Origin of the sequence: Alcanivorax sp. S6407 (genome assembly GCF_023016115.1) — a bacterium.
Lineage (GTDB): Bacteria > Pseudomonadota > Gammaproteobacteria > Pseudomonadales > Alcanivoracaceae > Alcanivorax.
The window spans coordinates 669,181-691,639 of the sequence record NZ_JALKBH010000002.1 but is presented as its reverse complement, the minus strand read 5'-3'; the positions used below and the strand labels follow the sequence as shown (position 1 = coordinate 691,639).

At 59.0% G+C, this 22,459-nt stretch carries 20 protein-coding genes; 12 read left to right on the top strand and 8 right to left on the bottom strand.

Annotated features, from left to right (window positions below; all coding sequences use genetic code 11):
* Positions 1-435: 435 nt before the first annotated feature.
* Positions 436-2,304, bottom strand: a complete 1,869-nt coding sequence (gene dsbD, locus MWU49_RS06360) for a protein-disulfide reductase DsbD (RefSeq protein ID WP_246969591.1) — start codon at positions 2,302-2,304, stop codon at positions 436-438.
* Between the two features lie 190 nt (positions 2,305-2,494).
* Here dsbD and MWU49_RS06355 point away from each other — a divergent pair, with 190 nt between their 5' ends.
* The 7 genes from MWU49_RS06355 to MWU49_RS06325 are packed head-to-tail and all read left to right on the top strand — an operon-like array spanning position 2,495 to position 8,439.
* Complete coding sequence (locus MWU49_RS06355) at positions 2,495-2,941, top strand: TlpA disulfide reductase family protein (RefSeq protein ID WP_246969589.1); 447 nt, start codon at positions 2,495-2,497, stop codon at positions 2,939-2,941.
* The gene (locus MWU49_RS06350) at positions 2,938-3,165 is read left to right on the top strand and encodes a DUF4266 domain-containing protein (RefSeq protein WP_246969587.1); all 228 of its coding nucleotides are present in this window, start codon (positions 2,938-2,940) and stop codon (positions 3,163-3,165) included. Before MWU49_RS06355 ends, MWU49_RS06350 begins: the two co-directional genes overlap by 4 nt.
* A 10-nt stretch (positions 3,166-3,175) precedes the next feature.
* Entirely contained in the window at positions 3,176-4,474 is a 1,299-nt protein-coding gene (locus MWU49_RS06345) for a DUF3570 domain-containing protein (RefSeq protein ID WP_246969584.1), read from the top strand.
* A gap of 25 nt (positions 4,475-4,499) precedes the next feature.
* Positions 4,500-5,420, top strand: coding sequence for an FAD:protein FMN transferase (locus tag MWU49_RS06340; protein ID WP_246969581.1), 921 nt, complete (start codon positions 4,500-4,502; stop codon positions 5,418-5,420).
* On the top strand, positions 5,401-6,063 hold the full coding sequence (locus tag MWU49_RS06335) for a response regulator transcription factor (protein WP_246969578.1): 663 nt from the start codon (positions 5,401-5,403) through the stop codon (positions 6,061-6,063). Before MWU49_RS06340 ends, MWU49_RS06335 begins: the two co-directional genes overlap by 20 nt.
* Positions 6,063-7,403, top strand: a complete 1,341-nt coding sequence (locus MWU49_RS06330) for an ATP-binding protein (RefSeq protein ID WP_246969576.1) — start codon at positions 6,063-6,065, stop codon at positions 7,401-7,403. The genes MWU49_RS06335 and MWU49_RS06330 overlap by 1 nt, the downstream gene beginning before the upstream one ends.
* Positions 7,404-7,431: 28 nt before the next feature.
* Complete coding sequence (locus MWU49_RS06325) at positions 7,432-8,439, top strand: DUF2333 family protein (protein ID WP_246969574.1); 1,008 nt, start codon at positions 7,432-7,434, stop codon at positions 8,437-8,439.
* A gap of 173 nt (positions 8,440-8,612) precedes the next feature.
* Here MWU49_RS06325 and MWU49_RS06320 read toward each other — a convergent pair whose 3' ends face one another.
* Positions 8,613-9,476, bottom strand: coding sequence for a metal-dependent hydrolase (locus MWU49_RS06320; RefSeq protein ID WP_246969572.1), 864 nt, complete (start codon positions 9,474-9,476; stop codon positions 8,613-8,615).
* 364 nt (positions 9,477-9,840) lie between these two features.
* Between MWU49_RS06320 and MWU49_RS06315 the strand changes: the two genes are divergently transcribed.
* Complete coding sequence (locus MWU49_RS06315; protein WP_246969570.1) at positions 9,841-10,869, top strand: AraC family transcriptional regulator; 1,029 nt, start codon at positions 9,841-9,843, stop codon at positions 10,867-10,869.
* Positions 10,870-11,094: 225 nt separating this feature from the next.
* On the opposite strand, the gene ppa is transcribed toward MWU49_RS06315, so the two are convergent.
* The 3 genes from ppa to MWU49_RS06300 form a co-directional block, all read right to left on the bottom strand.
* A complete protein-coding gene (gene ppa, locus MWU49_RS06310; RefSeq protein ID WP_153500205.1) occupies positions 11,095-11,625 on the bottom strand; it encodes an inorganic diphosphatase in 531 nt (176 codons plus the stop codon).
* A gap of 171 nt (positions 11,626-11,796) precedes the next feature.
* Positions 11,797-12,165: a rhodanese-like domain-containing protein gene (locus tag MWU49_RS06305; RefSeq protein WP_246969568.1), complete on the bottom strand. Its 369-nt coding sequence runs from the start codon at positions 12,163-12,165 to the stop codon at positions 11,797-11,799.
* Complete coding sequence (locus MWU49_RS06300; protein WP_246969566.1) at positions 12,162-12,371, bottom strand: hypothetical protein; 210 nt, start codon at positions 12,369-12,371, stop codon at positions 12,162-12,164. The genes MWU49_RS06305 and MWU49_RS06300 overlap by 4 nt, the downstream gene beginning before the upstream one ends.
* A 118-nt stretch (positions 12,372-12,489) precedes the next feature.
* On the opposite strand from MWU49_RS06300, the gene upp reads away from it, so the two are divergent.
* From upp to murI, 3 genes are all read left to right on the top strand, one after another.
* Complete coding sequence (gene upp, locus MWU49_RS06295; RefSeq protein WP_246969562.1) at positions 12,490-13,116, top strand: uracil phosphoribosyltransferase; 627 nt, start codon at positions 12,490-12,492, stop codon at positions 13,114-13,116.
* A gap of 12 nt (positions 13,117-13,128) precedes the next feature.
* Positions 13,129-14,445, top strand: coding sequence for a uracil-xanthine permease family protein (locus MWU49_RS06290; protein WP_246969560.1), 1,317 nt, complete (start codon positions 13,129-13,131; stop codon positions 14,443-14,445).
* A 114-nt stretch (positions 14,446-14,559) separates the two neighbouring features.
* Positions 14,560-15,351, top strand: a complete 792-nt coding sequence (gene murI, locus MWU49_RS06285) for a glutamate racemase (RefSeq protein ID WP_246969558.1) — start codon at positions 14,560-14,562, stop codon at positions 15,349-15,351.
* Positions 15,352-15,829: 478 nt separating this feature from the next.
* Here murI and MWU49_RS06280 read toward each other — a convergent pair whose 3' ends face one another.
* Positions 15,830-17,092: a 6-phosphofructokinase gene (locus MWU49_RS06280; RefSeq protein WP_246969556.1), complete on the bottom strand. Its 1,263-nt coding sequence runs from the start codon at positions 17,090-17,092 to the stop codon at positions 15,830-15,832.
* 271 nt (positions 17,093-17,363) lie between these two features.
* Between MWU49_RS06280 and MWU49_RS06275 the strand changes: the two genes are divergently transcribed.
* Entirely contained in the window at positions 17,364-17,888 is a 525-nt protein-coding gene (locus tag MWU49_RS06275) for a hypothetical protein (RefSeq protein ID WP_246969554.1), read from the top strand.
* Positions 17,889-18,057: 169 nt separating this feature from the next.
* Here the strand turns inward: MWU49_RS06275 and MWU49_RS06270 are convergent, their stop codons facing one another.
* On the bottom strand, positions 18,058-18,951 hold the full coding sequence (locus MWU49_RS06270; RefSeq protein WP_246969551.1) for a response regulator transcription factor: 894 nt from the start codon (positions 18,949-18,951) through the stop codon (positions 18,058-18,060).
* Complete coding sequence (locus MWU49_RS06265; protein WP_246969548.1) at positions 18,948-22,298, bottom strand: ATP-binding protein; 3,351 nt, start codon at positions 22,296-22,298, stop codon at positions 18,948-18,950. Before MWU49_RS06265 ends, MWU49_RS06270 begins: the two co-directional genes overlap by 4 nt.
* Positions 22,299-22,459 lie beyond the last annotated feature (161 nt).

Here is a 22,459-nt window from a genome sequence, read left to right as displayed (position 1 = left end):
GGAAAGTGTCGTTATTTGTTGTGAACGTGCAGGAAAAATACGGTTACGCCGAGGCTTTCTCGCACCCATGCAATACTAGGTCGAAACAGGGGTAGATAAAAGGGCTTTACAACATTCGTTACAAGTTGCCGGGAGATACCGCTAAATCGGTACTGTTTCACGTTTTTTGTTTAGGGGGGCGGAGTTGCAAGCGGCAAGCTTCAAGCTACAAGGCGCGGGATAGGCAGGTGTGGGTTGGCTGGCTGTGCCCGCGATATCGAGTTGAAAGTTCAAAGTTTAAAGTTGAAAAGGAAAGACAAACCCTGATGGCGCACAGACACGTTCTTTTCGGCAGTAACGGCAGCAAGCTTCGCCGCAGAGGGAACAGCGGTGACTGGGTAAGGTGATTTTTACTCAGTGATCTCTGTGCCCTCTGTGGTGAACCTGCTTTTGGCTTTAAAGCTGCGGCATGACCCTGGCATTGAGGTGCTGAATAAAGCGGTCCGGGCCCATCTCGCCCAGTACCCGGGCATTGGGCACTTCACTGCTGTCAGTGTCGAAGAACACCAGCGCTGGCAGCCCAAGGATGTTGTAGTGCTCCATGATGGCCTGGCTGTCATCGTTGATCTCGGTGATATCTACCCGGTAGAGATCAAAGCCGGTCATTTCTGCCAGTACCGCTGCGTTGGTCAGGGTTTCCTCCTCCAGCACCTTGCAGGCCACACACCACTCGGCAAAGAAATCTACCAGCACTGGCTTGCCGGCGCGGCGGGAGCTGGCCAGCGCCTGCTCCAGTGACTGCTTGCCAACCACGGTTCGCCAGGGGCCATGATCCTCGTTGCCAGGTTGAGGGCTGGTGGCGGCACTGCTGCTGGCCGCCTGCGCGTTGAATCGGGCCAGCGGTTGCAGTGGATCGCTGCCGCCACCCAGTGCGCCAATGATCATCACCGAGCCATACAGGGCGAGTACCAGTGCCAGGGCTCGCTTCAGTCGTGCCAGCCCTTCTCCGGCGGATTCCAGGGCGCCCAGTTGTACGCCGTAAACCGCAAACAGCAGACCGTAAAGGCCCAGCGTCACGGTTTCATTGATGATGCGGCTCAGCAGCCAGATGGCCACGCCGAGCATGACCACACCGAAGAAGCGTTTGATTTCCTCCATCCACATGCCGGCACGGGGCAGCAGGCTGCCGCCACCGGTGCCCACGATGATCAGGGGGATGCCCATGCCGATGGACAGGGCAAACAGGGAGGCGGCGCCGGTAAACGCATCGCCGCTGGCGGCAACATAGATCAGGGCACCGGCGAGAATCGGGGTGACACAGGGAGAAACGACCAGGGCAGAGATGGCGCCCATGATGGCGGCACCGATCAGGCTGCCACGCTTTTCGGCGCCAGGCTGGTGCAGCTTGTCACGCAGGAAGTGGGGCAGCTGCAGCTCGTAGAGACCGAACATGGACAGGGCCAGCACGACAAAGATCACCGCGGAAGTCATGATGGCGGCAGGCTGCTGCAGCAGGAATTGCAGGTTCAACCCGGCTCCGAACAGGGCAACCAGCAGGCCGGCCAGCGTGTAGGGCACCGCCACGCCCAATACATAGGCGCTGCTGAGCACGAAGCCACGGCTGGCGCTGGGGTTGTCTTCCCCGGCGATAATGCCGGACAGGATCGGGATCATCGGGAATACGCAGGGGGTGAAGGCCAGCAACAGGCCGCCGACGAAGAACAGGCCCACGATCAGACCAATGGACTGGTTTTCCATCCACTGATTGAAGGCGTTGGCATCTTCAGATTGCAGGGTATCGAGAAAGCCGCCGCCGTTGCTGTCGCTACTGATGGAGCTGGCCGCGGCTGGCGACTTTTTTGCGGGTGTCGGACTACTGAATTCAAAGGTCTTGCGGGTGGGCGGGTAGCAGAGGGTGTCCTCGATACAACCCTGATAGCGTACCTCCAGCACGGTATCCACCAACGGTACGCTCTGCAGCGGGAGCTTGAGGCGGACATTGTGAAAATAGACGATGACGTCGCCAAAGATTTCGTCGGTTTTGGGTTTGCCTTCCGGCAAGGTTATCCCATCAAAGCTGTCCAGCACGTTGCCATTCAGGTCTTTCAGGGTGAAGCCGAAACGGTGCTGGTACAGATAGACGTCATCAATCAATTCGAAATCCAGCAGCATCTGCTGGTTGTCCCAGTCCGCATCCACGATCAGCTGGATGGCCTCATCCACGGTTGGCAGGGGTTGCTCGCCGAAAAGGTCCTGGGCCATGGACGTGGTCCATGCCATCAGGAGTGTCAGAACGAGCCCCAGTCGTTGCCAGGTGTTATGCATTTTTTTCTCCTCAGTCCCCGAATGCAAAAGCGGCACCGCTTTGATGCCTGTATGGCAGATAAGTTTCAGGGCGGAATCTTAACGGTCCCTTATGGAGGCCGAATTACCCCTCCGGGCGCGATTATTAAACGCCTTAAGGTTGCTTTAAGACACCCATAGGAAGCTGTGACCTCAACATAAGGAGAACCTCATGCGCTTCCTTCGGGTACTTGTCCTGCTGGCCATTCCCTGGCTGGCCCACGCTGAATCCCTGCCATTTTCCCAAGAGCAGGTGGCGGACGCAAAAGTGATTTACGTCGACTTCTGGGCCAGCTGGTGCGGACCTTGTCGCCGTTCCTTCCCCTGGCTGAATGAAATGCAGGCCAGGTACGGGGACAAGGGGTTCACCGTAATCGGCGTGAACGTGGACCCGAACCGGGAGGATGCCCAGCTGTTTCTGGATAAATACCCTGCCGCCTTCCCGCTGGTCTATGACCCTGACGGCGAGCTGGCTACCCGCTACGCCCTGCAGGGTATGCCCAGTTCAGTACTGCTCAATGCTGAGGGTGACGAGCTGTCCCGGCACATCGGGTTTTCCGAAAAACACAAAGGTGACTACGAACAGGAAATCGTTCGGCTATTGGAGGCGGAGCAATGAAAAACGTATTGGGCCTGGTGGCCGTGATGGCGGTCCTTGGTGCTCTTGCCGGGTGCCAGAATCTGGGGGTGCAGCCGTGGGAGCGCGATCTGCTGGCCAAACCGGTAATGACACCGGGGGCGGCTGACGGTCTCGATGATGCGCTGGATGACCACATTTATTTCAGTAAGGAAGCGTCCAGTGGCGGGCGCGGATTTGGCGGCGGTGGCTGCGGCTGTAACTGAGGAAAGAACCATGAAGAAAGCACTGGCTAGAAAGGCGCTGGACGGGAAGAAGTTGGATGGAAGGAAACTGGGTGCGGGCCTGGCTGCGGCAACCTGTTCCTTGCTGGGGCAGCCAGCTCTTGCCCAGGATGCAGCAGATGCCTGGCAATTTGATTCTGCGGTGCTGTACTACAGCGAGCAGGACCGGGTTACGGCAGTGGAACCAGTGGTACGCGGCAAGAAGCAGTTTCAGGATGAAAGTGAGCTGGAACTCAAGCTGACGCTGGATACCCTGACGGGGGCCTCCCATAACGGGGCGATTACCTCGACCAAGCCGCAGACTTTCACCACGCCTTCCGGAGGCAGCACCTACGAGGTGACCAACGAGGTGCCGCTGGATGAGGCTTTCAAGGACACCCGGGTAGCCGCCAACATGCAGTATACCCGTCCCTTTACGCGCACACTGCGCTGGACCGGTGGTCTGAATTTCTCCAACGAATATGATTTCACCTCCCTGGGGCTGAATGCCGGTCTGCTGTGGGATCTGAACAACAAGAACACCACGCTGACCTTTGGGCTGGCTCATGAGGCAGACACCATTGATCCGGTGGGCGGTTCACCGGTGGGACTCACCTTCCAGAGTGATGCTGACAAGACCAATGGCAGTGAAGACAAGTCGATCAATGATTTCCTGATTGGCATGACCCAGGTCATCAACCGGCGCTGGATCATGCAGTTGAACTACAACCTGTCGGTCTCTGACGGTTACCACACCGATCCCTACAAGGTAGTCACGGTGGTGGATGCCAACGGTGATCCACTGGAAGCGGAAAGCTTTGGCGGCACGGATATCGGTGCCGGTGATGCGCAGATTTTCGAGCTGCGACCGGATTCGCGCACCAAGAATGCGCTGTACTGGGAAAACCGTTATCACTTCAATCGTGATGTGCTGGCCGTGGGCTACCGGTTCATGTCCGATGACTGGGGCATCACTTCCCATACCCTGGATGTGAAATACCGCTTCCAGTTCGACAATGGCTGGTACCTGCAGCCGCACGTTCGCTGGTATGACCAGAGCGAGGCAGATTTCTACAAGGAGTCCATCACCGCCGCCGAGCTGACTGCCTTGCAGGGCAGCAATGCTGAAGTGTCAGCGGATTACCGGTTGGGCAGCCTCACCGACACCACCTATGGTTTCAAGGTGGGCAAAGAGTGGGCCAACAACCAGCAGCTCAGCCTGCGGGTGGAAAGCTTTACCCAGAGTGGGGGCAGCGATGCCTCGGAACTGGATGCGTTGATCACTCAGGTCGGGTATACCTTCTATTGGTAACCGGTGTGACTGTGATGGAACCCGCATGAAACAGGGCAAGCAAAAGCAGGACAGGGAACTGGTCCTGGAGCAGGACGGCCCCCTTTGGCGGGGCCGTTTTGCGGCCATGGCCAGCCCCTGTGAGTGCCTGGTCAGGGGCGTCGATGAACACCGTGCCAGACAGCTGGCAGAAACTGTGGCCGAAGAAGCCTGGCGGATCGAACACAAGTATTCCCGTTACCGTGATGACAATCTGGTGGCGGCCATCAATGCCGGTGATGAGCAGTGGGTGACGCTCGACGAGGAGACGGCCCGTCTGATGGATTTCGCTGATCAGTGCTGGCAGCTCAGTGAGGGCGCCTTCGATATCACGTCCGGGGTGTTGCGCCGTGCCTGGCGCTTTGATGGTTCCGACCGGATTCCCGAACCGGAACAGGTTGAGGCTCTGCTGCCCCTGGTGGGATGGCAGAAGGTGGAGCGTGATGGCGGTCGGATACGTCTGCAAAAAGGGATGGAGCTGGATCTCGGAGGGATTGGCAAGGAATACGCCGTGGACAGCGCTTTTCAGCTGGCCGGCAAGCTCACCGATGCCGATCTGCTGGTGAACTTTGGTGGTGATCTGGTGGGGCGGGCGGCTGAGATTCCCTGGCAGGTGGGGATGGAGGGAACAGCCCGGCCCATGGTTGGCCAACTGCAATTCACCTCCGGTGCTCTGGCAACCAGTGGCGACAGCCGTCGCTTCCTGCTCAGAGAGGGTATCCGCTACAGTCACGTACTGGACCCGCGTAGTGGTTGGCCAGTGACGGATGCGCCGCGGGCGGTCACGGTGTTTGGGCAACAGTGCACCCAGGCCGGATTACTGTCTACCCTTGCCCTGTTGCAGGGAAGAGAGGCAGAAAATCTGCTCAGGGAAGCGGGAGTGCAATACTGGATTCAATGGGGGGACGATGCGCCTGTTACTGGTTGAGGATGACAAGTTGCTGGCGGATGGCCTGCAGCGTGCGCTGCGCGCTGAAGGCTATACCGTGGATCATATCGATCGGGGCGATCTGGTCATGCCGGCCCTGGAAACCGGCGGATTTGAACTGGTGCTGCTGGATCTGGGCCTGCCGGGCCTGGATGGTATGGCAGCATTGCGCACCCTGCGCCAGCAGGACAAGCAGATTCCCGTCATTATTATCAGCGCCCGTGATGCGCTGGATGACCGTATCAGTGGCCTCGATAGTGGTGCTGATGATTATCTGGTCAAACCCTTTTCCGCCATCGAATTGATCGCCCGTATTCGTGCCCGCTTGCGTCGTCGTGAAGCCCCGGGCAGCGAGGTCCTTAACGTGGGGGAACTGGAGATCGATCCGGAGCGTTTTACGGTGACCCGCAGTGGCGAGCCGGTCAGTCTCTCGCGGCGGGAAATGAGTGTGCTGCTACAGCTGGTTCGTCATCGTGGCCGCGTGCTTACCCGTGACCAGCTGGAGCAGGGTTTGTATGGCTGGAATGAGGATGTGGAAAGCAACGCGCTGGAAGTTCACATCCATCATTTGCGTAAAAAACTCGGCAGCCATCTGATTCGCACCGTGCGCGGTGTCGGTTACAGCCTCAGCGGGGATGCGTAATGCGATTTTCCATTCGTCGCTTCCTGATTGCCACGATATTGATGGTGATCATTGGCGGTGGGCTGCTGTTGGCGTTTCTCACCTACCGCACCATCTACCATGAGCTGGATGAACAATACGACGCGGAGCTGGTACAGAGCGCGCATCTGCTGGCCGGTTTCTGGCAGGACGGCCACCCTCCAGAAGCCTCATTGTCGGCGCTGGACAATCAGGAATCCCGTTACCTGCGTTATTTCATTTACCAGCTGTGGCAGAACGGCGAACTGGTGTCTGCCAGTGAGGGGTATCCGGAAACCCCCCTGGTAGCGTTGGACGACAAGCCCTTCTATGCAGAAATCAAAGGTTGGCATGCCTATTCCCTGCCGTTGTCCAATGAGCGCTGGCTGATTCTGGCTGAGAGTGATTATGCGCGCCATTCCATGGTCAAGAATGTGGCTGGTTCCTTGCTGGTGCCTTATCTGATCAGTGTGCCATTTGTGATCATGCTGGTATGGCTGGCGATCCGTCTGGGGCTTTCGCCGCTTTCGGATCTGGTCCGTTCGGTGAGTCGCCGCTCCCCGGATAACCTCAGTCCGCTCACCGATGGCAGGAAGGTGCGGGAACTGGAACCGGTAAAGGACGCCATCAATGCATTGCTGTTGCGTCTCAAGGCCGGGATTGACCGGGAGAAGCGCTTCACCGCAGATGCCGCCCATGAACTGAGAACCCTGTTGATGGTGCTGCAACTGCATGCGGACAATGCCCGTTCACTGTCCGATCCCCGGCAACGCGAGGAGTCCCTGCAAAAACTTCAGGAAGCAGTGGGGCGCGCCGAGCGCATGCTGGAACAGCTGCTGACACTGGCCCGGCTGGATCCCGCCCACGGCACACCGGAACACGGTGCCCGTGCAGACATTCTGCGGGTGGCAAGAGATACGCTGGCGTCACTTGTGCCATTGGGAGATCGCTTCCAGCAACAGCTGGAACTGGCGCTGGAAACCTCCCTGTGGGCGAAGATTCCGGAAGAGGCATTGCAGCTGGTGTTGCGCAACCTGGTGGATAATGCCTGTCGTTACGCTGCGCCCGGCGTGATTTGTCTGAATGCAGAGCTGCAGGACAAGCAGGTGATTATCGAAGTCACTGACAGTGGTGAAGGCCTCGACGAGGAGCAGTGGCAGCGATTCGGGGAGCGCTTCAGTCGCGGCCATTCCGATGCCGACGGGGCGGGTCTCGGGCTTTCTATCGTCAATGGGCTGCTGTCTCTGTATGGCGGGAGCCTGAGCTATCGCAAACGGTGTGCGCAGTCGCCTGCAGCTGCTATCGTGGTACTCCCTGCCGCAACCCAGGAGCCTGGGTTATAGTTGCGGTTCGTCGATCTTGGGAGTGATCATGACAAACGATAAATTCAGCGAACGGGTCGGGGACGCCATGCTGGATCCGCGCAACAACCGTGTCTGGAAAGGCTTTCTCTGGTTGTTGGGTTTGCTGCTGCTGGTGGACATGCTGTTCAGCTGGTACTGGAGTCAGGAACCGGATCTGCGCCCGGTGACGGCAAAGCCGGGTGCGGTAGTCGGTGAAACGACTGCTCGGGAGCTGATTTTTGTGGCCAACACCCTGCTGGATAAACCCGGTGGCTATCTCAGCAACGATGTTCTCCCGCACCGGTTGTGGCTGGATAACATGCCGAACTGGGAGTACGGCGTGCTGGTTCAGGTGCGCGATTTCAGTCGGGTGCTGCGTCGGGACATGAGTCGTTCCCAGTCCCAGAGTCAGGAAGACAAGGATCTGGCCATTGCCGAGCCCCAGTTCAACTTTGATGCCAAGAGCTGGGCCATGCCCGCGACCGAAAGCGAATACCGTCGCGGCATTCAGGCCCTGCAACGCTATCTGGACCGGCTCACGGACGCCAATGAGAACGATGGCCAATTCTATGCCCGTGCCGATAACCTGAACTACTGGCTCAATGAAGTGCAGAACCGTCTTGGTTCACTGAGTCTCAAGTTGAGCCAGAGTGTCGGGCGCAGCCAGCTGAATGTGGACAAGGACGGCGCCCTTGCTGTTGCCAAGGCCACGGAAGACGAAGCGTTTGTCAAAACCCCCTGGCTGAAAATCGACGATGCCTTCTATGAAGCCCGTGGTGCCACCTGGGCGCTGGCACAGCTGATGCGCGCCGCCGAAGTGGATTTTGCTGAAGTGCTGCGCAAGAAAAACGCCACCGTCAGCTTCCGCCAGATGGTCCGTGAACTGGAAGCCACCCAGGAAACCGTGTGGAGCCCGATGATCCTCAACGGTGACGGCTTCGGCATGCTGGCCAACCATTCTCTGGTGATGGCCAACTATGTATCCCGTGCCAACGCGGCGCTGATTGATCTGCGCAAGCTTTTAGTGGAAGGGTGATAAAGGCAGTGAACAGTTAACAGTGAATAGTTAACAGTTGCGCGAGGAACGCTTTACTGTTTTTCAACGCAAGAGGCCGCGCCCAACCTTTGGGCGCGGCCTCTTGCGTTTAAGACCCTGAAAGACCTGGCCCGCGACGCTGTTCACTATTCACTGTTAACTGTTCACTAAGCTCACGCCGCGTTCTTCCCCTTCGGCTTCGGAAGCGTATTGCGCCATTCTTCGATCAGCGCACTGTTGTCATCGTCCCAGGGGTGGAAGCCGGGTTTCAGGTAGGTGAACCAGGCGGGGATGATGCTGCTGATGACGCCTCTGTAGCCAAAGCCTTTCCACAGGCCTTTGGCCAGGGTCAGAGGCTTCTTGTGCACGTTGTCGCGCTTGAGCATCTGCCAGGTGAAGTAGCTGGAGAAGCCGATCAGGTAGGCGGTGCTGGACAGGAACAGTCGCTGGCGCTCCAGATAGTTGCCGCTTACGTCCTTGTAAAGATCGTAGGCCACCGCCTTGTGCTCGGTTTCTTCGATGGCATGCCATACCCACAGATCGCGAACCGCCGGATCCATCTTCTTGACCATGTCCGGGCGGCGCAGGATGGCGTCGGCGAGGATGGCGGTGAAATGCTCCAGGCCTGCGGTGGCGGCCAGTTGCTGACGTTTGCTCATGTGCTTGCGAGCGCCGGCCAGCAGTTTGTTGGTGACCGCAAGAGCCTGATTGACGATGTCATCGTATTTGCCGTCGGCGATCAGGTCGTTGAAGGCCTGATGTTCCAGGGAATGCATGGCTTCCTGGCCGATAAAGCCGGAAATATCCTTTTGTCGTTCCTTATCGTCCACCTGATCGCGCAGGGCGCGTACGGAATCCACAAAGAAGCGTTCTCCGTCCGGGAAGGTCAGAGAGAGGATATTCAAAAGGTGCGTGAGTACCGGGTCATTATCGAACCAGTAATCATCATGCTCGATACCGTCGAAAGAAAAGCCCATGCGGCGGGGCGTGATCGGTACTGAGGGATGGTTGTTCTTCTTCACCAGAGAAAGCTTCATTTTTAAACTCCGGGCAATATGCCGTTGATGACATTGCTCAATGCGAGGAGCCTCTAAATGACTCCTTGTGTACTCAGCGTGACCTGAAGCGTTCAGCTGTTGTGTCTTGTCTCGCTGGTCAGGGTGGTGTCCTTTCCGAGAGGCAAGACGCAGCAGATGTGCGCTTCAGGTCTCGCCCTCCGGGTCTTCCAGGCTGGCCCGCACTCGTTGTTGCACTTTCTCGACAGGCAACCAGCATGCCTTCAAAAATGCGCCTAGATTGCGAGCCAGCCTGAAAGACTGAGCACGCAAGGAGTCATTTAGAGGCTCCTGAGCTACTATGCGATGTCATGCAGTCAATGGTCTTGTCGTGGAGGGCCAACAAATGGTGAGTTCGGGCCGTCCCTGGGGAAATGCCGGTGTGCCGGGCATCTACGTGGTGCTGCTTTATGATCTGCTGGTGAATCTGGAGCTGGATGCTCCGGCCCTGCTGGAGGGGCTGGGTGTCAGTCGGGATGAGCTGTTGGCACCAGACCGGCGGGTGTCCATGTCGCTGGCGCAAACGGTGGCGGAGCGTGGTGTCGCCATGGTGGGTGATCGCGGGCTGGGCTTTCGCTATGCCCGGGCCATGAGTATTACCCTGCACGGACCTGTTGGTCTGCTGGCGCTGTCCAGTGCCAGTGCCCAGGATGCGCTGGAAGCGGCGTGCCGCTTTCTGGGACTGCGAGCCCCGTTTCTACAGATCGATCAGGTCCGTCATGGCGAGATGGCCCACCTCAAGCTGCGTAGCACGGTGCCGCTTGGGGTGGCCCATGATTTCGTGATTGAGGCCATGTTGGTGGGGCTGGCGTTCATGGTCGAGCAGTTGCTGGAGTCGCTGCCGGAGGGCGTGGAGATTCACCGTCAGGGTGCGGCACCAAACTACATGGATGCCTTGCAGCATGATGTGGGAGTGACCGTTCTGTTTGATCAGGCGGAGGATGCGCTGGTGTTTCCTGCATCGGCCCTGGCGGCAAGGCCAAGGCTGGCGGATCCGCAGGTGGCTGCCATTGCCCGTGAGCAATGCGAAATGCAATTTCGCCAATGGCGCACGGAAGAAGAGGGGGTCATGGCAGAGCGCATTCGTTCTGCCCTGCAGGATCACCCCGCGCCCTTGCCCTCCCTGGAAGCCATGGCCGACAAACTGGCGGTATCGGCACGTACCTTGAAGCGACATTTGCAGCAGGCGGGCTTGAGCTATCGGCAGCTGCAGGATGAGGAGCGCTATCGGCAGGCGCAACGATTGCTGGGCAAACCGGAAAACAGCATTAGCGAAGTGGCTTATTCCCTGGGTTACAGCGATGTGGCCAATTTCTCCAAGGCCTTCAAACGCTGGAGCGGCCTGACGCCCAAGGGGTATCGGGAGCAGCATTAGCACTGCAGAAGCGAGTGACGAGTTTCGAGTTGCGAAGATCAAAATCCTTCCGTAGAGAGGTGCTTTGGATTTTGCTTTTCGAAACTCGAAACTCGAAACTCGAAACTCGAAACTCGAAACTCGAAACTCGAAACTCGCCTGCCCATGCCAACAAAAAAAGGCCGCACCCGATGCCGGGCGCGGCCTTTTTATTGACTGGCAATAATTTGCCAGTTGGCTGAAGTGTTACTTGTTTTCGAAAGCAGCAACAGACTTCAGGATCTCGGCCTTGGCGGCTTCAACGCCGTCCCAACCATCGACCTTCACCCATTTGCCTGCTTCGAGATCCTTGTAGTTCTCGAAGAAGTGCTTGATCTGGGCCAGCAGCAGCTCGGGCAGGTCGTTGATGTCCTGCACGTTGTCGTAGGACTTGGTCAGCTTGCTGTGCGGAACGGCAACCAGCTTGGCGTCCTTACCGGCTTCGTCGGTCATGTTCAGGATGCCCACCGGACGACAGCGGATCACGGAACCGGGAACCACCGGGTAGGGGGTCACTACCAGTACGTCCAGCGGGTCGCCGTCTTCGGACAAGGTGTTGGGGATGTAGCCGTAGTTGGCCGGATAGAACATGGGGGTCGCCATGAAGCGGTCCACGAAGATGGCGTGGCTGTCCTTGTCGATCTCGTACTTGATCGGGCTGGCATTGGCCGGGATCTCGATGGCCACGTAGATATCGTTAGGGACGTCTTTCCCGGCGGGAACCTTATCAAAATCCATGGTCTGTCCTTCTCAACAGGGTTGGTGGTGGGCGCGGATTATAGCAACGGCAGGGCCTCGCGGCTAATGGGCGAAGGTCGAAGGGGCTTAAGGAATCGGAATAAGCTTATTCTGGAGGATAGGGGCGCCCTGCCGAGCACCCCTTTTGCAGCTTTTTATGCAGTTATGTGATCATTCCTGGGCGGCCTGCCAACCCGGGTAGTTGCCTTCCAGGAGCCGTACATTCTTGAAACCGGCCCCTTCCAGGGCGGTGGCGGCAGCACTGGCGCGGCGACCAGACATACAATACAGCACGATTTCGTCTTTCTTGTACTGCTGCAGCATATCCAGGTGGTGCTCGATATTCTTGGCCGGGACCATGATGGCGCCAGGGATATGGCCGGCCAGATATTCATCTTCGTCACGGACATCAATGATGATGGGGCTCTTCTCTGCCGCCATTTCCTGCTTCAGTTGCTCTACGGAGATGCTGTCAGCGGCCCACAGCGGGGTGCTGAGGGTGGCGAGCAGCAAGGCCGCAGCGGTGATCAGTGCTTTCATAATTGTGACTCCTGTCGAAGGGTTTCCCATTCCTGAAGTTCTTCCCACAGCTTGTCAGCGTCGCGAACCATGCTGGCGATGGATGGCTTCGATGCGGGGTTTGAAAAGCTCGCTGCCAGTGCGCGGCTGGCACACTCATATACAAACTCTTTTCGGCTCGACTCGGCAAGGGATTTGGTCACGCTCTTTCCTTGTTGTTCTTTCATCTGAAGGTAGCACCCCCGTCAGCAAGTGAACAGTGGAAGCGGCTAACCGGTGACATTTCGATGGTAACGGGCACAATGGGGCGGTAGCCCATTCGACTCTCGCCCCAGGAGACGCCTCATGTCCGTGCACGAAGTCCGTCACCCGCTGATCAAACACAAGCTCGGCCTGTTGCGTCAGCAAAGCCTGAGCACCCGCAGCTTTCGCCAGCTGACCTCGGAGATCGGCAGCCTGCTTACCTATGAGGCCACCGGCGATCTGGAACTGGAGGATTATCAGGTCGATACCTGGATGGGCCCCGCCCCCGCGCAGCGTATCAAGGGAAAAAAGGTGACGGTGGTGCCGATCCTGCGTGCCGGCCTTGGCATGCTGGACGGGGTGCTGGAGCTGATCCCCAGTGCCAAGGTCAGCGTGGTCGGGGTATACCGTGATGAGGAAACTCTGGAGCCGGTCGCCTATTTCGAGAAGTTGGCCCACGATATCGACGAGCGTCTTGCGCTGGTCATCGATCCCATGCTGGCTACCGGGGGCTCGTTGGTCGCCTGTATCGACATGCTCAAGAAAGCGGGTTGCCAGCAGATTCGTGCCCTGGTGCTGGTGGCCGCTCCTGAAGGGATCGAAAAAGTCCGTGCCGAACATCCAGACGTGGATATCTACACCGCCTCGGTGGATCAGGGCCTGAACGATGATGGTTATATCATTCCCGGTCTGGGTGATGCCGGTGACAAGATCTTTGGTACCCGATAGGGGGAGCGTAACATGAGCCAGGCTGGTGGATTCTGGAACTGGAAAATTATCCTGATCGGGGCGCAGATGCTGTTCGTGGCCTTTGGTGCCATGGTGCTGATGCCCTTGCTGACCGGTCTCGATCCCAGTGTGGCCCTGTTTACGGCGGGGCTAGGCACCTTGCTGTTTCAATGGATCACCCGGCGCTCCATTCCGGTGTTTCTGGCCTCTTCTTTTGTGTTCGTGGCGCCGATAACCCATGCGGTCAAACAATGGGGGGTGCCGGCCACCATGGGGGCGCTGTTCTGTACGGCCATTGTTTATATCCTGCTGGGGGCGCTGGTGAAATGGCGTGGTCCTGGCTTCCTGCACAAGCTCATGCCGCCGGTGGTGACCGGCCCGATCATCATGGTGATTGGTCTCAGTCTGGCGCCCACCGCGGTGAATTTCGCCATGGGCCTGTCCGGTGATGGCGAGATGCAGCTGTTTTCCTATGCCGATGCCTTGCTGGTGTCGATGATTGCCATGCTGACGACGCTGCTGGTGGCCACCCTGGGGCACGGGCTGTTCCGCCTGCTACCGATTCTTTGCGGCGTGCTGGTGGGTTACCTGACGGCGCTGGCCATGGGCATGGTGGATTTCACCACGGTGAAGCAGTCCGCCTGGCTGGAAGTGCCGGCCTTTATCGCCCCCACCTTCTACTGGCCGGCGATCCTGTTCATGGTACCGGTGGCACTGGCGCCAGCCATTGAACATGTGGGCGATGTGCTGGCGATCAGCAATGTCACTGGCAAGGACTACATTCGCAAGCCGGGTCTGCATCGCACCCTCACCGGGGACGGTGTGGCGAGCATGGCCGCGGCCCTGTTTGGTGGTCCGCCCAACACCACTTACTCCGAAGTCACCGGGGCGGTGATGCTGACCCGGATCTTCAATCCGGTGGTGATGACCTGGACGGCGATCTTCGCCATTGGTCTGGCGTTCATCGGCAAGTTCGGTCAGCTGCTGCAGAGTATTCCTACCCCGGTAATGGGCGGCATCCTGATTCTCATGTTCGGTTCCATCGCCAGCGTGGGCATGAATACCCTGATCAAGGCTCAAGTGGATCTGCATGCCCAGCGCAATCTGGTGATTGTGGCGGTGACGCTGATCTTCGGTATTGGTGGCATGGTGGTAGGTAACGGCGATTTCACCTTGCAGGGGATCAGTCTGTGTGGGCTGGTGGCGGTGATTCTCAACCAGGTTCTGCCGGATGCACCGGAGGTTGTGGATGATCTGCATGAAGAGCAGGAATTCGTCGAGGACCTGCTTGACCATGCGCGCCAGAACGATAGTCGTGAGCGGGGTTGAGAAATGACTGCTGGTCGCTGTTGATTGTGCCAAAAGCGAAGTGGGTTCTCTGCCGGGCCCGGGTGTTGCAGTACAATGGCCCGCTTGTGAACGGCTGGATGGTTTGACCACTCCATGAATCTGTCTTCTCCCATCGGCATTTTTGATTCCGGCATTGGCGGCCTGTCTGTGGCTCGGTCGGTGCGTGAGCGTTTGCCGGCGGAAGACCTGCTCTACGTGGCGGATTCCTGCCATGCCCCTTACGGCGACAAGGCTGACGACTTTATCCGTGAGCGTATGCATGCGATCACCGGATTGTTGCTGAAGCGCGGTGCCAAGGCGGTGGTAGTGGCCTGTAATACCGCCACCACCGCCGCTATCGCGCAACTGCGTGAGAGTTTTTCTGTGCCCATCATTGGTGTCGAGCCGGGGGTGAAACCTGCGGTGCTGGCAACCCGCAGTGGGGTGGTAGGGGTGCTGGCAACGCCGCGAACCCTGCAGACCCACTCCTTTGAAAACCTGGCGGCACGCTTCAGCAGTAACGTGAAATTGCTGGTGCAGCCCTGTCCGCGTCTGGTTCAACAGATCGAAGCGCTGGATTTCGATAGCGCCATGACCCGTGATCTGCTGCAGGAATATGTCTCTCCGTTGTTGGCCGAGGGGGCGGATACCATTGTGCTGGGATGCACCCACTATCATTTTCTGGCCGAGCAGATTGCCGCCGTGGCGGGACCGGATGTGACCATCATCAGCACCCAGGATGCGGTGGCGCGGGAAGTGGCGCGGCGGCTGGAGCAGCATGGGTTGTTGGCGGCAGACGGCAGGGAAGGCCAAGCCGGCTTTGTTTCCACCGGCGACCAGGCGCGCTTCAAAACCCAGCTCGACACGCTGTGGGGCGAGGGTGGAAGGATTTATCCCTTCTCGTAAGCGTCGCTCGCGGCGCGATTACCCAACACCTCAAAATGCAATTTTTACCACAGAGGGCACAGAGCACACAGAGTGTAAAACCTTCTTTTCCTGGGCTGGCTATCGCGCCGCCACCGAGCGCAGCGAAGGAACGCCCGCAGGGCGGCCCGAAGGGTGAGCGAAGCGAATAACCGACGCTCCTACGGACAGGCTTGCGTATCACGTTTAGCGTTTTGATTTTCGAAACTCTGCTCAGCCGTCGTAGGTCGGAAATGGGCGTGAGCCCATCTCCGACAGGATGATGTGGCCGGTGTGCCCTTATCGGGTTGCGGTGTCACGGCGGAGATCGGCTGGCGCCGATTTCCGCCCTACGCTTTCTGCCGCGGGATCAGGTTTGAAATGGTTTGGCGTGTTGCGTGTTGCGTGAAGCGTCAGGCGGCCGCGAAGCGGCAAAAAAAACGCCCTGCAGTGCAGGGCGTTTTTTTTGTCCGCTTTAAGGCTAAACCTCGAAGTGGTCGTTCAGCTTCTTCGCCACCGGCGCCAGCTTGAGTTTGGCGAACTGCGGCAGGCCATCCTTGTAGGGAGGGTAGGACTCGCCACCGATCAGCGGCAACAGGTACTCGCGGGCGGAGGGGGTGATGCCGAAACCATCTTTGCTGATGAACTTGCGCGGCATGGCCTTTTCCACGTTGGCCACTTTCTTCAGCGGGGCTTCGCCGATAGTCCAGCTGTATTTCTTGGTCTTCTTCCGCTCCACGGTGGGCATCACCGCGTTCTTGCCGGCCACGGCGAACTCGACGGCGGCGCGGCCCACGGCGTAGGCCTGTTCCATATCGGTGGCAGAGCCGATGTGGCGAGCAGCACGCTGCAGGTAATCGCTCACCGCCCAGTGATACTTGTAGCCGAGCTCATCTTTCACCATCTGGGCAATCACCGGAGCAACACCGCCCAGCTGCTTGTGACCGAAGGCATCGGTGGTGCCGGCGTCAGCCAGGAAGGTGCCGTCTTCGTAGCGGGCGCCTTCGGAGACCACGATCACGCAGTAGCCCACTTTCTTCACGGTGGCTTCGACCTTCTTCATGAAGGCCGCCTTGTCAAAGGCGATTTCCGGGAACAGGATCAGATGCGGGGCGTCGTCATTCTCTTCCTTGGCGAGACCGGCGGCAGCCGCAATCCAGCCGGCGTGACGGCCCATCACTTCCATCACGAACACCTTGGTGGAGGTGGCGCACATGCTGGCCACGTCCAGGGCGGCTTCACGGCAGCTCACCGCGGTGTACTTGGCCACGGAACCGAAGCCCGGAGAGACATCGGTGAAGGGCAGATCGTTGTCCACGGTCTTGGGCACGTGGATGGCCTGGATCGGATAGCCCATTTTTTCGGACAGCTGGGACACCTTCAGGCAGGTATCGGCGGAGTCGCCGCCACCGTTATAGAAGAAGTAGCCGATGTTATGTGCCTTGAATACTTCGATCAGGCGCTCGTATTCGCGCTGGGAGGTTTTCAGATCCTTGAGCTTGTAGCGGCAGGAGCCGAAGGCGCCACCGGGGGTGTACTTGAGCGCTTCGATGGCGCTTTTGCTTTCCTTGCTGGTGTCGATCAGCTCTTCGGTGAGCGCACCGATGATGCCGTTACGGCCGGCGTAGACTTTGCCGATCACATCCTTGTTCTCACGCGCGGCTTCGATCACGCCGGCAGCGGAAGCATTGATGACAGCGGTAACACCGCCGGACTGAGCGTAGAAAGCATTTTTACGCGCCATGTGACAGACCCCTCAATTCGATTTGTGGGCATTCTAGCGAAGGCGGGGCGGAAACACACCCGATGTTGTCGGACGAAGCAGCTGCAAGCCACAAGCTTCAAGCTACAAGGCGCGGTTTCAGGTTACCCGTTCGACGATGCTGTGCTCGCGACCATGGCGTTATAGTTCGCGGGGAAAGCGTTCAAGGTATGGCGATGCAGGATCTCGTGTTGCAGCTTGTAGCTTGTGGCTTCGCTTGCCTTTCCCTCCCGCTCTGGAAGAATAGCCCCCCATGAAAGCATTGATGACCCTGTTCTGGCGGCTGGCGATTTTTCGGGCCGGGCCGGAAGATACCCCTTATTCCCCGTCCATCCTGGCGGTGGTGTTGATGATATGGACCGGCCTGCAACTGATGGTTGGGTTGGCCCAGAGCAATATCCCGGTGGCCCTGCTGTTGGGCAGCCAGTGGTTGGCGTTGACCATTCTGCTGGCGGGTACCCTGATGTTGCTGTCCTTCAAGGGCCTCACTGGCCGCTGGCTGCAGACCGCTACCGCGCTGGTGGGGGTGGATGTGGTGCTGTCCATCGTCAACTTGCCGTTGCTGGCGGCGGGGGTGCTGCTCGGCGGCGCCACCGGCGGTCTTGAGGTATTCTACCTGCTGCTGGTCAGCTGGCAGTTGGCCGCCCAGGCCTTCATCTTCCACCGCGCCCTGAATGTGGGGCCCTTCCTCGGTCTGGCGATTTCCATGATGTTGCTGGTGGTCAGTTACGGCACCATCGCGACGGTGTTACCGGAAGTGATCGTCCCGGCGGGGTAGGAAGAAGCTGCAAGCCACAAGCTTCAAGCTACAAGGCGCGGCTTCACGCAATCGGTTCGAAGATGCCTTGCCCGCGACCATGACGTTATAGTTCGCGGGGAAAGCGCTCAACGTTTGGCTAAACAGGCTCTCGTGTTGCAGCTTGAAGCTTGTGGCTTGCAGCTGCTTTTCAATACCGCGTCAGATACTGGATCACCATCGCCGCCGCGGCGGTGCGGTTTTCCACTCCCAGCTTGCGGAAGATCTGTTCCAGGTGCTTGTTCACCGTGCGCGGGCTGAGTTCGAGGATCTGGGCGATTTCCCGGTTGGTCTTGCCGTGGGCAATCCACACAAGGACCTGGGCTTCCCGCTGGGTCACATGCAGGGAATTCTTCAGTAGCTCCAGCTCCGCGTCGCTGTCGATATGCAGCAGACGGAACAGGTGCTCGCCCGCTTCCGATTGCCCCAGATAGCGCAGCTGCAGGTTGCCCGGCATCTGGTTGAGTTGCTGTCCCGGTTCCGGCTGGTGACGTAACCACTGGCCCACCTGTTCAGACAGAGCCTCTCTTTGCACTGCCGTTTTTTCCAGTAGCTGGTCCACCTGCGGCGTACCCCAGCGCCATTGTCCCTGATCATCCGTGGAAAAACTGCTTTGTCCAAGGCGGTCCAGGGCGGTGTGCGCGCTTTGGGTCATGCGTGCGTTATTCAGGTGCACCCGGATACGGGCGATCAATTCATTGGGGCGTACCGGTTTGGTGACGTAATCCACGCCACCGGCTTCCAGGCCACGCACCACATCGGTGCTCTCGGTGAGGCCGGTCATGAAGATCACCGGCACCGACGACAGTAGCGGGTTCTGTTTCAGTCGCCGGCAGGTCTCGAAGCCATCCAGATTGGGCATGATGGCATCCATCAGAATCAGGTCCGGGGTCATCTTTTCGGCGATGCCCAGTGCCTGCTGGCCTTCCAGAGCCACCAGGGCGGTCAGGCCGGCCTGGTCCAGTGCCTGATGGATCATGCCCAGAGAATCGGGGGAATCATCCACCACCAGAATCAGATCCTTGCGTTGTTGGGCGGCATTCATGCGGCAGTCTCCAGCAGGCGGATCACCGCCTGAAAATCAAACAGGGTCAAACGGGAATCCAGATCGCTGGCCAGGGTGTCGGGCAGCAAACCTTTCGTTTTTGCGTCTTCCAGGCGCTCACGCAGCGCGCTGAGGTGGCCGATTTCGGCCAGTGCCAGCAGCTCGTCACGCAGCGCCTGATCCAGCGGGGCCGCTGGTTCTTCGGTGAGGGGAATCCGCTGCGGTGGGGCGCTGCTCTGGTGCAGCCAGGTCAGCCCCAGTTGCCGGGCCAGGCAGTCCACCAATGCGTTCAGTTTGAACGGCTTGGTGAGGTAATCGTTGTGCAACCCCTCGGGGATGTCCGGCTGGTTTTCACGGGCATTGCCGGACAGCATCACGATGGGGCCCCGGTACCCCTGGCGGCGGATATGCTGGGCGGTTTCCCAGCCACTCATGCCGGGCATGGAGATATCCATCAGGATCAGATCCGGCTGGATATGCCGGGCCAGCTGCATGCCGGTCTCGCCATCCGGGGCTTCATTGATGATGAAGCCCAGCGGGGTAAGCAGATCGCTGATCAGACCACGGTGGGAGGGGTCATCGTCCACCACCAGCAGGCTCTTGCGGACACCGGTATAACCGATCACCGGCGTGCGCTTCTGTTCGGTGGGATCCGGGCCGTTGAGCCGGGAAAGCATGACCGAGAGCCGGAACTCGCTGCCCACCCCGGGAGTGCTGCTGACCTGAATGTCGCCGCCCATGATGTCGGCCAGCAGTTTGGTAATGGTGAGTCCCAGGCCGGTCCCGTGGACGCTGGGAATGCCGGGCTTACGGACCCGCTCGAAGGGCCGGAAAATGCGCTGCAGGTCTTCCTCATCGATGCCGACCCCGGTATCGACGATGCTGAATTCAGCCACCTGATTACGGTAGCGGAAGGTCAGGGTCACCTGGCCTTCGCGGGTGAACTTGATGGCGTTGGAGAGCAGATTGATCAGTACCTGGCGCAGGCGCTTTTCATCCGTGGTGACCCAGCCGGGAATCGGCGTTTTGCTGCGGAACTCGAAACCGATGCCCTTTTCGGCTGCCTGCAGTTGGAACATGGTCACCAGCTCGTCGATCAATTCCGGCACACACACCTGGTTGCGGTACAGCTCCAGCCGACCGGCTTCGATCTTGGAAATCTCCAGCAGTCCCTCAATCAGATCAGAAAGGTGCTCGGTACTGCGGCGGATGGCGCCCACCGCATCGCGGCGGTTGCTCGGGATGGTGGGATCCTGTTCCAGTAGCTGGGCATAGCCGAAGGCGGCGTTCAGCGGAGAGCGCAGCTCGTGGCTCAGCCCGGTGAGATAGCGGCTCTTGGCCTGGTTGGCGGCCTCGGCCAGTTCCTTGGCTTTCTGCAATTCGCGGTCGGTTTTTTCGTGGGCCTTGATCTCTTCCATCAGCATTCGGGTCTGCCGACGGCTTTCTTCCTGGGCTACCACCCGGCTTTCATGGGCGAGCACGAACAGCCAGGCGATCACACCACTGATGATGATCAGGATCGCAAAGACCTTGGTGAGGGTGTCGGCCATCAGGGTTTGCACATGGGGATCGCTGACCGGGATCTGGTAGTACACCAGCGCCAGGAAGCCGCTCATGATCAGGGTGATGGTGATCAGCAGGCCCAGAAAGTGTCCCAGCCGTGAGCGCAGTTGATTGATCAGCGGGGCGGGTAACAGGCCACCCACCCAGACCATCATCTGTTCCGAGACCCGCGCATTGCTCTTGCAGGTGTCGTTGCAGCGGGCATCCAGCGAACAGCACAGCGAGCAGATCGGACCGTTGTAGGCCGGGCAGAACGCCATGTCTTCGCGGTCGAAAGTGTGTTCGCAGATGCAGCAGGCATGGCCTTCCAGTTCGCGGGTGGAATCCGGGGTGCGGGCGATGTAGTAGCGGCTGCGTGTCAGGATCGCCAGTAACGGGGTGGTGATGAAGGTGCTGGCCAGGGCAATGAACGAGGCCAGCGCATGAACGGTTTCGCCCCACAGTCCGGTCATGGCCACAAGGCCGATGCCGGTGGCAATCAGCATGGAACCGAAACCTACCGGGTTGATGTCATACAGGTAGGCGCGTTTGAACTCGATATGTTTCGGGCTCAGGCCCAGCGGCTTGTTGATCACCAGATCCGCCACCAGCGCCCCCATCCAGCCCACGGCCACCATGGCATAGCTGCCGAGGATAGATTCGAAAGCCCGATAGATACCGATTTCCATCAGCACCAGGGCGATCACTACGTTGAACACCAGCCAGACCACCCGGCCGGGATGGCTGTGGGTGAGGCGGGAAAAGAAATTGGACCAGGCGATGGAGCCGGCGTAGGCATTGGTCACATTGATCTTGAGCTGGGACAGGATCACGAAGATGCCTGCCAGTGCCAGCAACATGGTGGGATTGGTGGTCACGTGGCTGAAGGCCACCAGGTACATGTGCATGGGTTCCTGGGCCTGCTCAAAGGGCAGGCCGTGATAAAACGCCAGCACCGCAAGGAATGAGCCTGCCAGCAGTTTGAACGCGCCGAGAAGGGTCCAGCCCGGGCCGCCGACCAACAGCGCCAGCCACCAGCGTATCCGTTTGCCTTTCTTTGCTTCCGGCATGAAACGCAGGAAATCCACCTGCTCGCCGATCTGTGCCACCAGTGAAAACAGGACCGTGGCACCGGCTCCGAACATGATCAGGTTGAAGTCACCGCTGGCGTTATTGAGTCCTTCAAAGGCCGCCCAGCGGGGCAGGGTGGAGGGGTCCTGGAGCAGAATGAAGACAAACGGCAGCAGTTGCAGAAAAACCCAGACCGGCTGGGTCCACAGCTGAAAGCGGGTGAGGGTGGTAATGCCGTGAATCACCAGGGGAATGGCCACCAGCGAACTGACCAGATAACCGATGGTGGGGGGAATACCGAACAGGATCTCCAGCGCCATGGCCATGATGGCCGCTTCCAGGGCAAAGAAGATGAAAGTAAATGAGGCGTAGATCAGGGACGTGAGGGTGGAGCCCAGATAGCCGAAGCCGGCGCCGCGGGTGAGCAAGTCGATGTCCACACCATAGCGGGCGGCGTAATAGCTCACCGGCAGGCCAAGCAGAAAGATCACTGCCATGACCGCGACACAGGCGGCAACCGCGTTGGTGAAGCCGTAGTTGAGGGTAATGGCGCCACCGATGGCTTCCAGTGCCAGGAAGGTCACCGCGCCGATGGCGGTGCCCGCCACCCGGCCGGCGGACCAGCGCCGGGCACCCTTGCCGGTAAAACGCAGGGCGAAGTCTTCCAGGGTCTGGTTGGCGACCCATTGGTTATAGCTTCGGCGGACGCGGAAAATCCGCTGCTCAATGGCCATGGTAATACCGGTGTCGGCAGCGGAGATCCGTTTCGCGGATGCCGTAACGTTTTCGGGCCGTGCAACCTTGCCTGGCCGGATCCTGTGGGCGGTGAATTATATTCACATTTCACCTCTCATGCATATATCGTGCCCGCGTGTATACGCGCATTACGTTAGGC

What these genes read in the sequence shown, in the direction of transcription:
- MWU49_RS06305 (WP_246969568.1), bottom strand. Translation starts at nt 12,165, where the DNA reads ATGAAAGCACTGATCACCGCTGCGGCCTTGCTGCTCGCCACCCTCAGC.
- MWU49_RS06340 (WP_246969581.1), top strand. Translation starts at nt 4,500, where the DNA reads ATGAAACAGGGCAAGCAAAAGCAGGACAGGGAACTGGTCCTGGAGCAG.
- MWU49_RS06335 (WP_246969578.1), top strand. Translation starts at nt 5,401, where the DNA reads ATGCGCCTGTTACTGGTTGAGGATGACAAGTTGCTGGCGGATGGCCTG.
- MWU49_RS06280 (WP_246969556.1), bottom strand. Translation starts at nt 17,092, where the DNA reads ATGGCGCGTAAAAATGCTTTCTACGCTCAGTCCGGCGGTGTTACCGCT.
- MWU49_RS06315 (WP_246969570.1), top strand. Translation starts at nt 9,841, where the DNA reads ATGGTGAGTTCGGGCCGTCCCTGGGGAAATGCCGGTGTGCCGGGCATC.
- MWU49_RS06325 (WP_246969574.1), top strand. Translation starts at nt 7,432, where the DNA reads ATGACAAACGATAAATTCAGCGAACGGGTCGGGGACGCCATGCTGGAT.
- MWU49_RS06300 (WP_246969566.1), bottom strand. Translation starts at nt 12,371, where the DNA reads ATGAAAGAACAACAAGGAAAGAGCGTGACCAAATCCCTTGCCGAGTCG.
- MWU49_RS06270 (WP_246969551.1), bottom strand. Translation starts at nt 18,951, where the DNA reads ATGAATGCCGCCCAACAACGCAAGGATCTGATTCTGGTGGTGGATGAT.
- MWU49_RS06330 (WP_246969576.1), top strand. Translation starts at nt 6,063, where the DNA reads ATGCGATTTTCCATTCGTCGCTTCCTGATTGCCACGATATTGATGGTG.
- MWU49_RS06320 (WP_246969572.1), bottom strand. Translation starts at nt 9,476, where the DNA reads ATGAAGCTTTCTCTGGTGAAGAAGAACAACCATCCCTCAGTACCGATC.
- MWU49_RS06350 (WP_246969587.1), top strand. Translation starts at nt 2,938, where the DNA reads ATGAAAAACGTATTGGGCCTGGTGGCCGTGATGGCGGTCCTTGGTGCT.
- MWU49_RS06290 (WP_246969560.1), top strand. Translation starts at nt 13,129, where the DNA reads ATGAGCCAGGCTGGTGGATTCTGGAACTGGAAAATTATCCTGATCGGG.
- MWU49_RS06265 (WP_246969548.1), bottom strand. Translation starts at nt 22,298, where the DNA reads ATGGCCATTGAGCAGCGGATTTTCCGCGTCCGCCGAAGCTATAACCAA.
- ppa (WP_153500205.1), bottom strand. Translation starts at nt 11,625, where the DNA reads ATGGATTTTGATAAGGTTCCCGCCGGGAAAGACGTCCCTAACGATATC.
- dsbD (WP_246969591.1), bottom strand. Translation starts at nt 2,304, where the DNA reads ATGCATAACACCTGGCAACGACTGGGGCTCGTTCTGACACTCCTGATG.
- MWU49_RS06355 (WP_246969589.1), top strand. Translation starts at nt 2,495, where the DNA reads ATGCGCTTCCTTCGGGTACTTGTCCTGCTGGCCATTCCCTGGCTGGCC.
- upp (WP_246969562.1), top strand. Translation starts at nt 12,490, where the DNA reads ATGTCCGTGCACGAAGTCCGTCACCCGCTGATCAAACACAAGCTCGGC.
- MWU49_RS06275 (WP_246969554.1), top strand. Translation starts at nt 17,364, where the DNA reads ATGAAAGCATTGATGACCCTGTTCTGGCGGCTGGCGATTTTTCGGGCC.
- murI (WP_246969558.1), top strand. Translation starts at nt 14,560, where the DNA reads ATGAATCTGTCTTCTCCCATCGGCATTTTTGATTCCGGCATTGGCGGC.
- MWU49_RS06345 (WP_246969584.1), top strand. Translation starts at nt 3,176, where the DNA reads ATGAAGAAAGCACTGGCTAGAAAGGCGCTGGACGGGAAGAAGTTGGAT.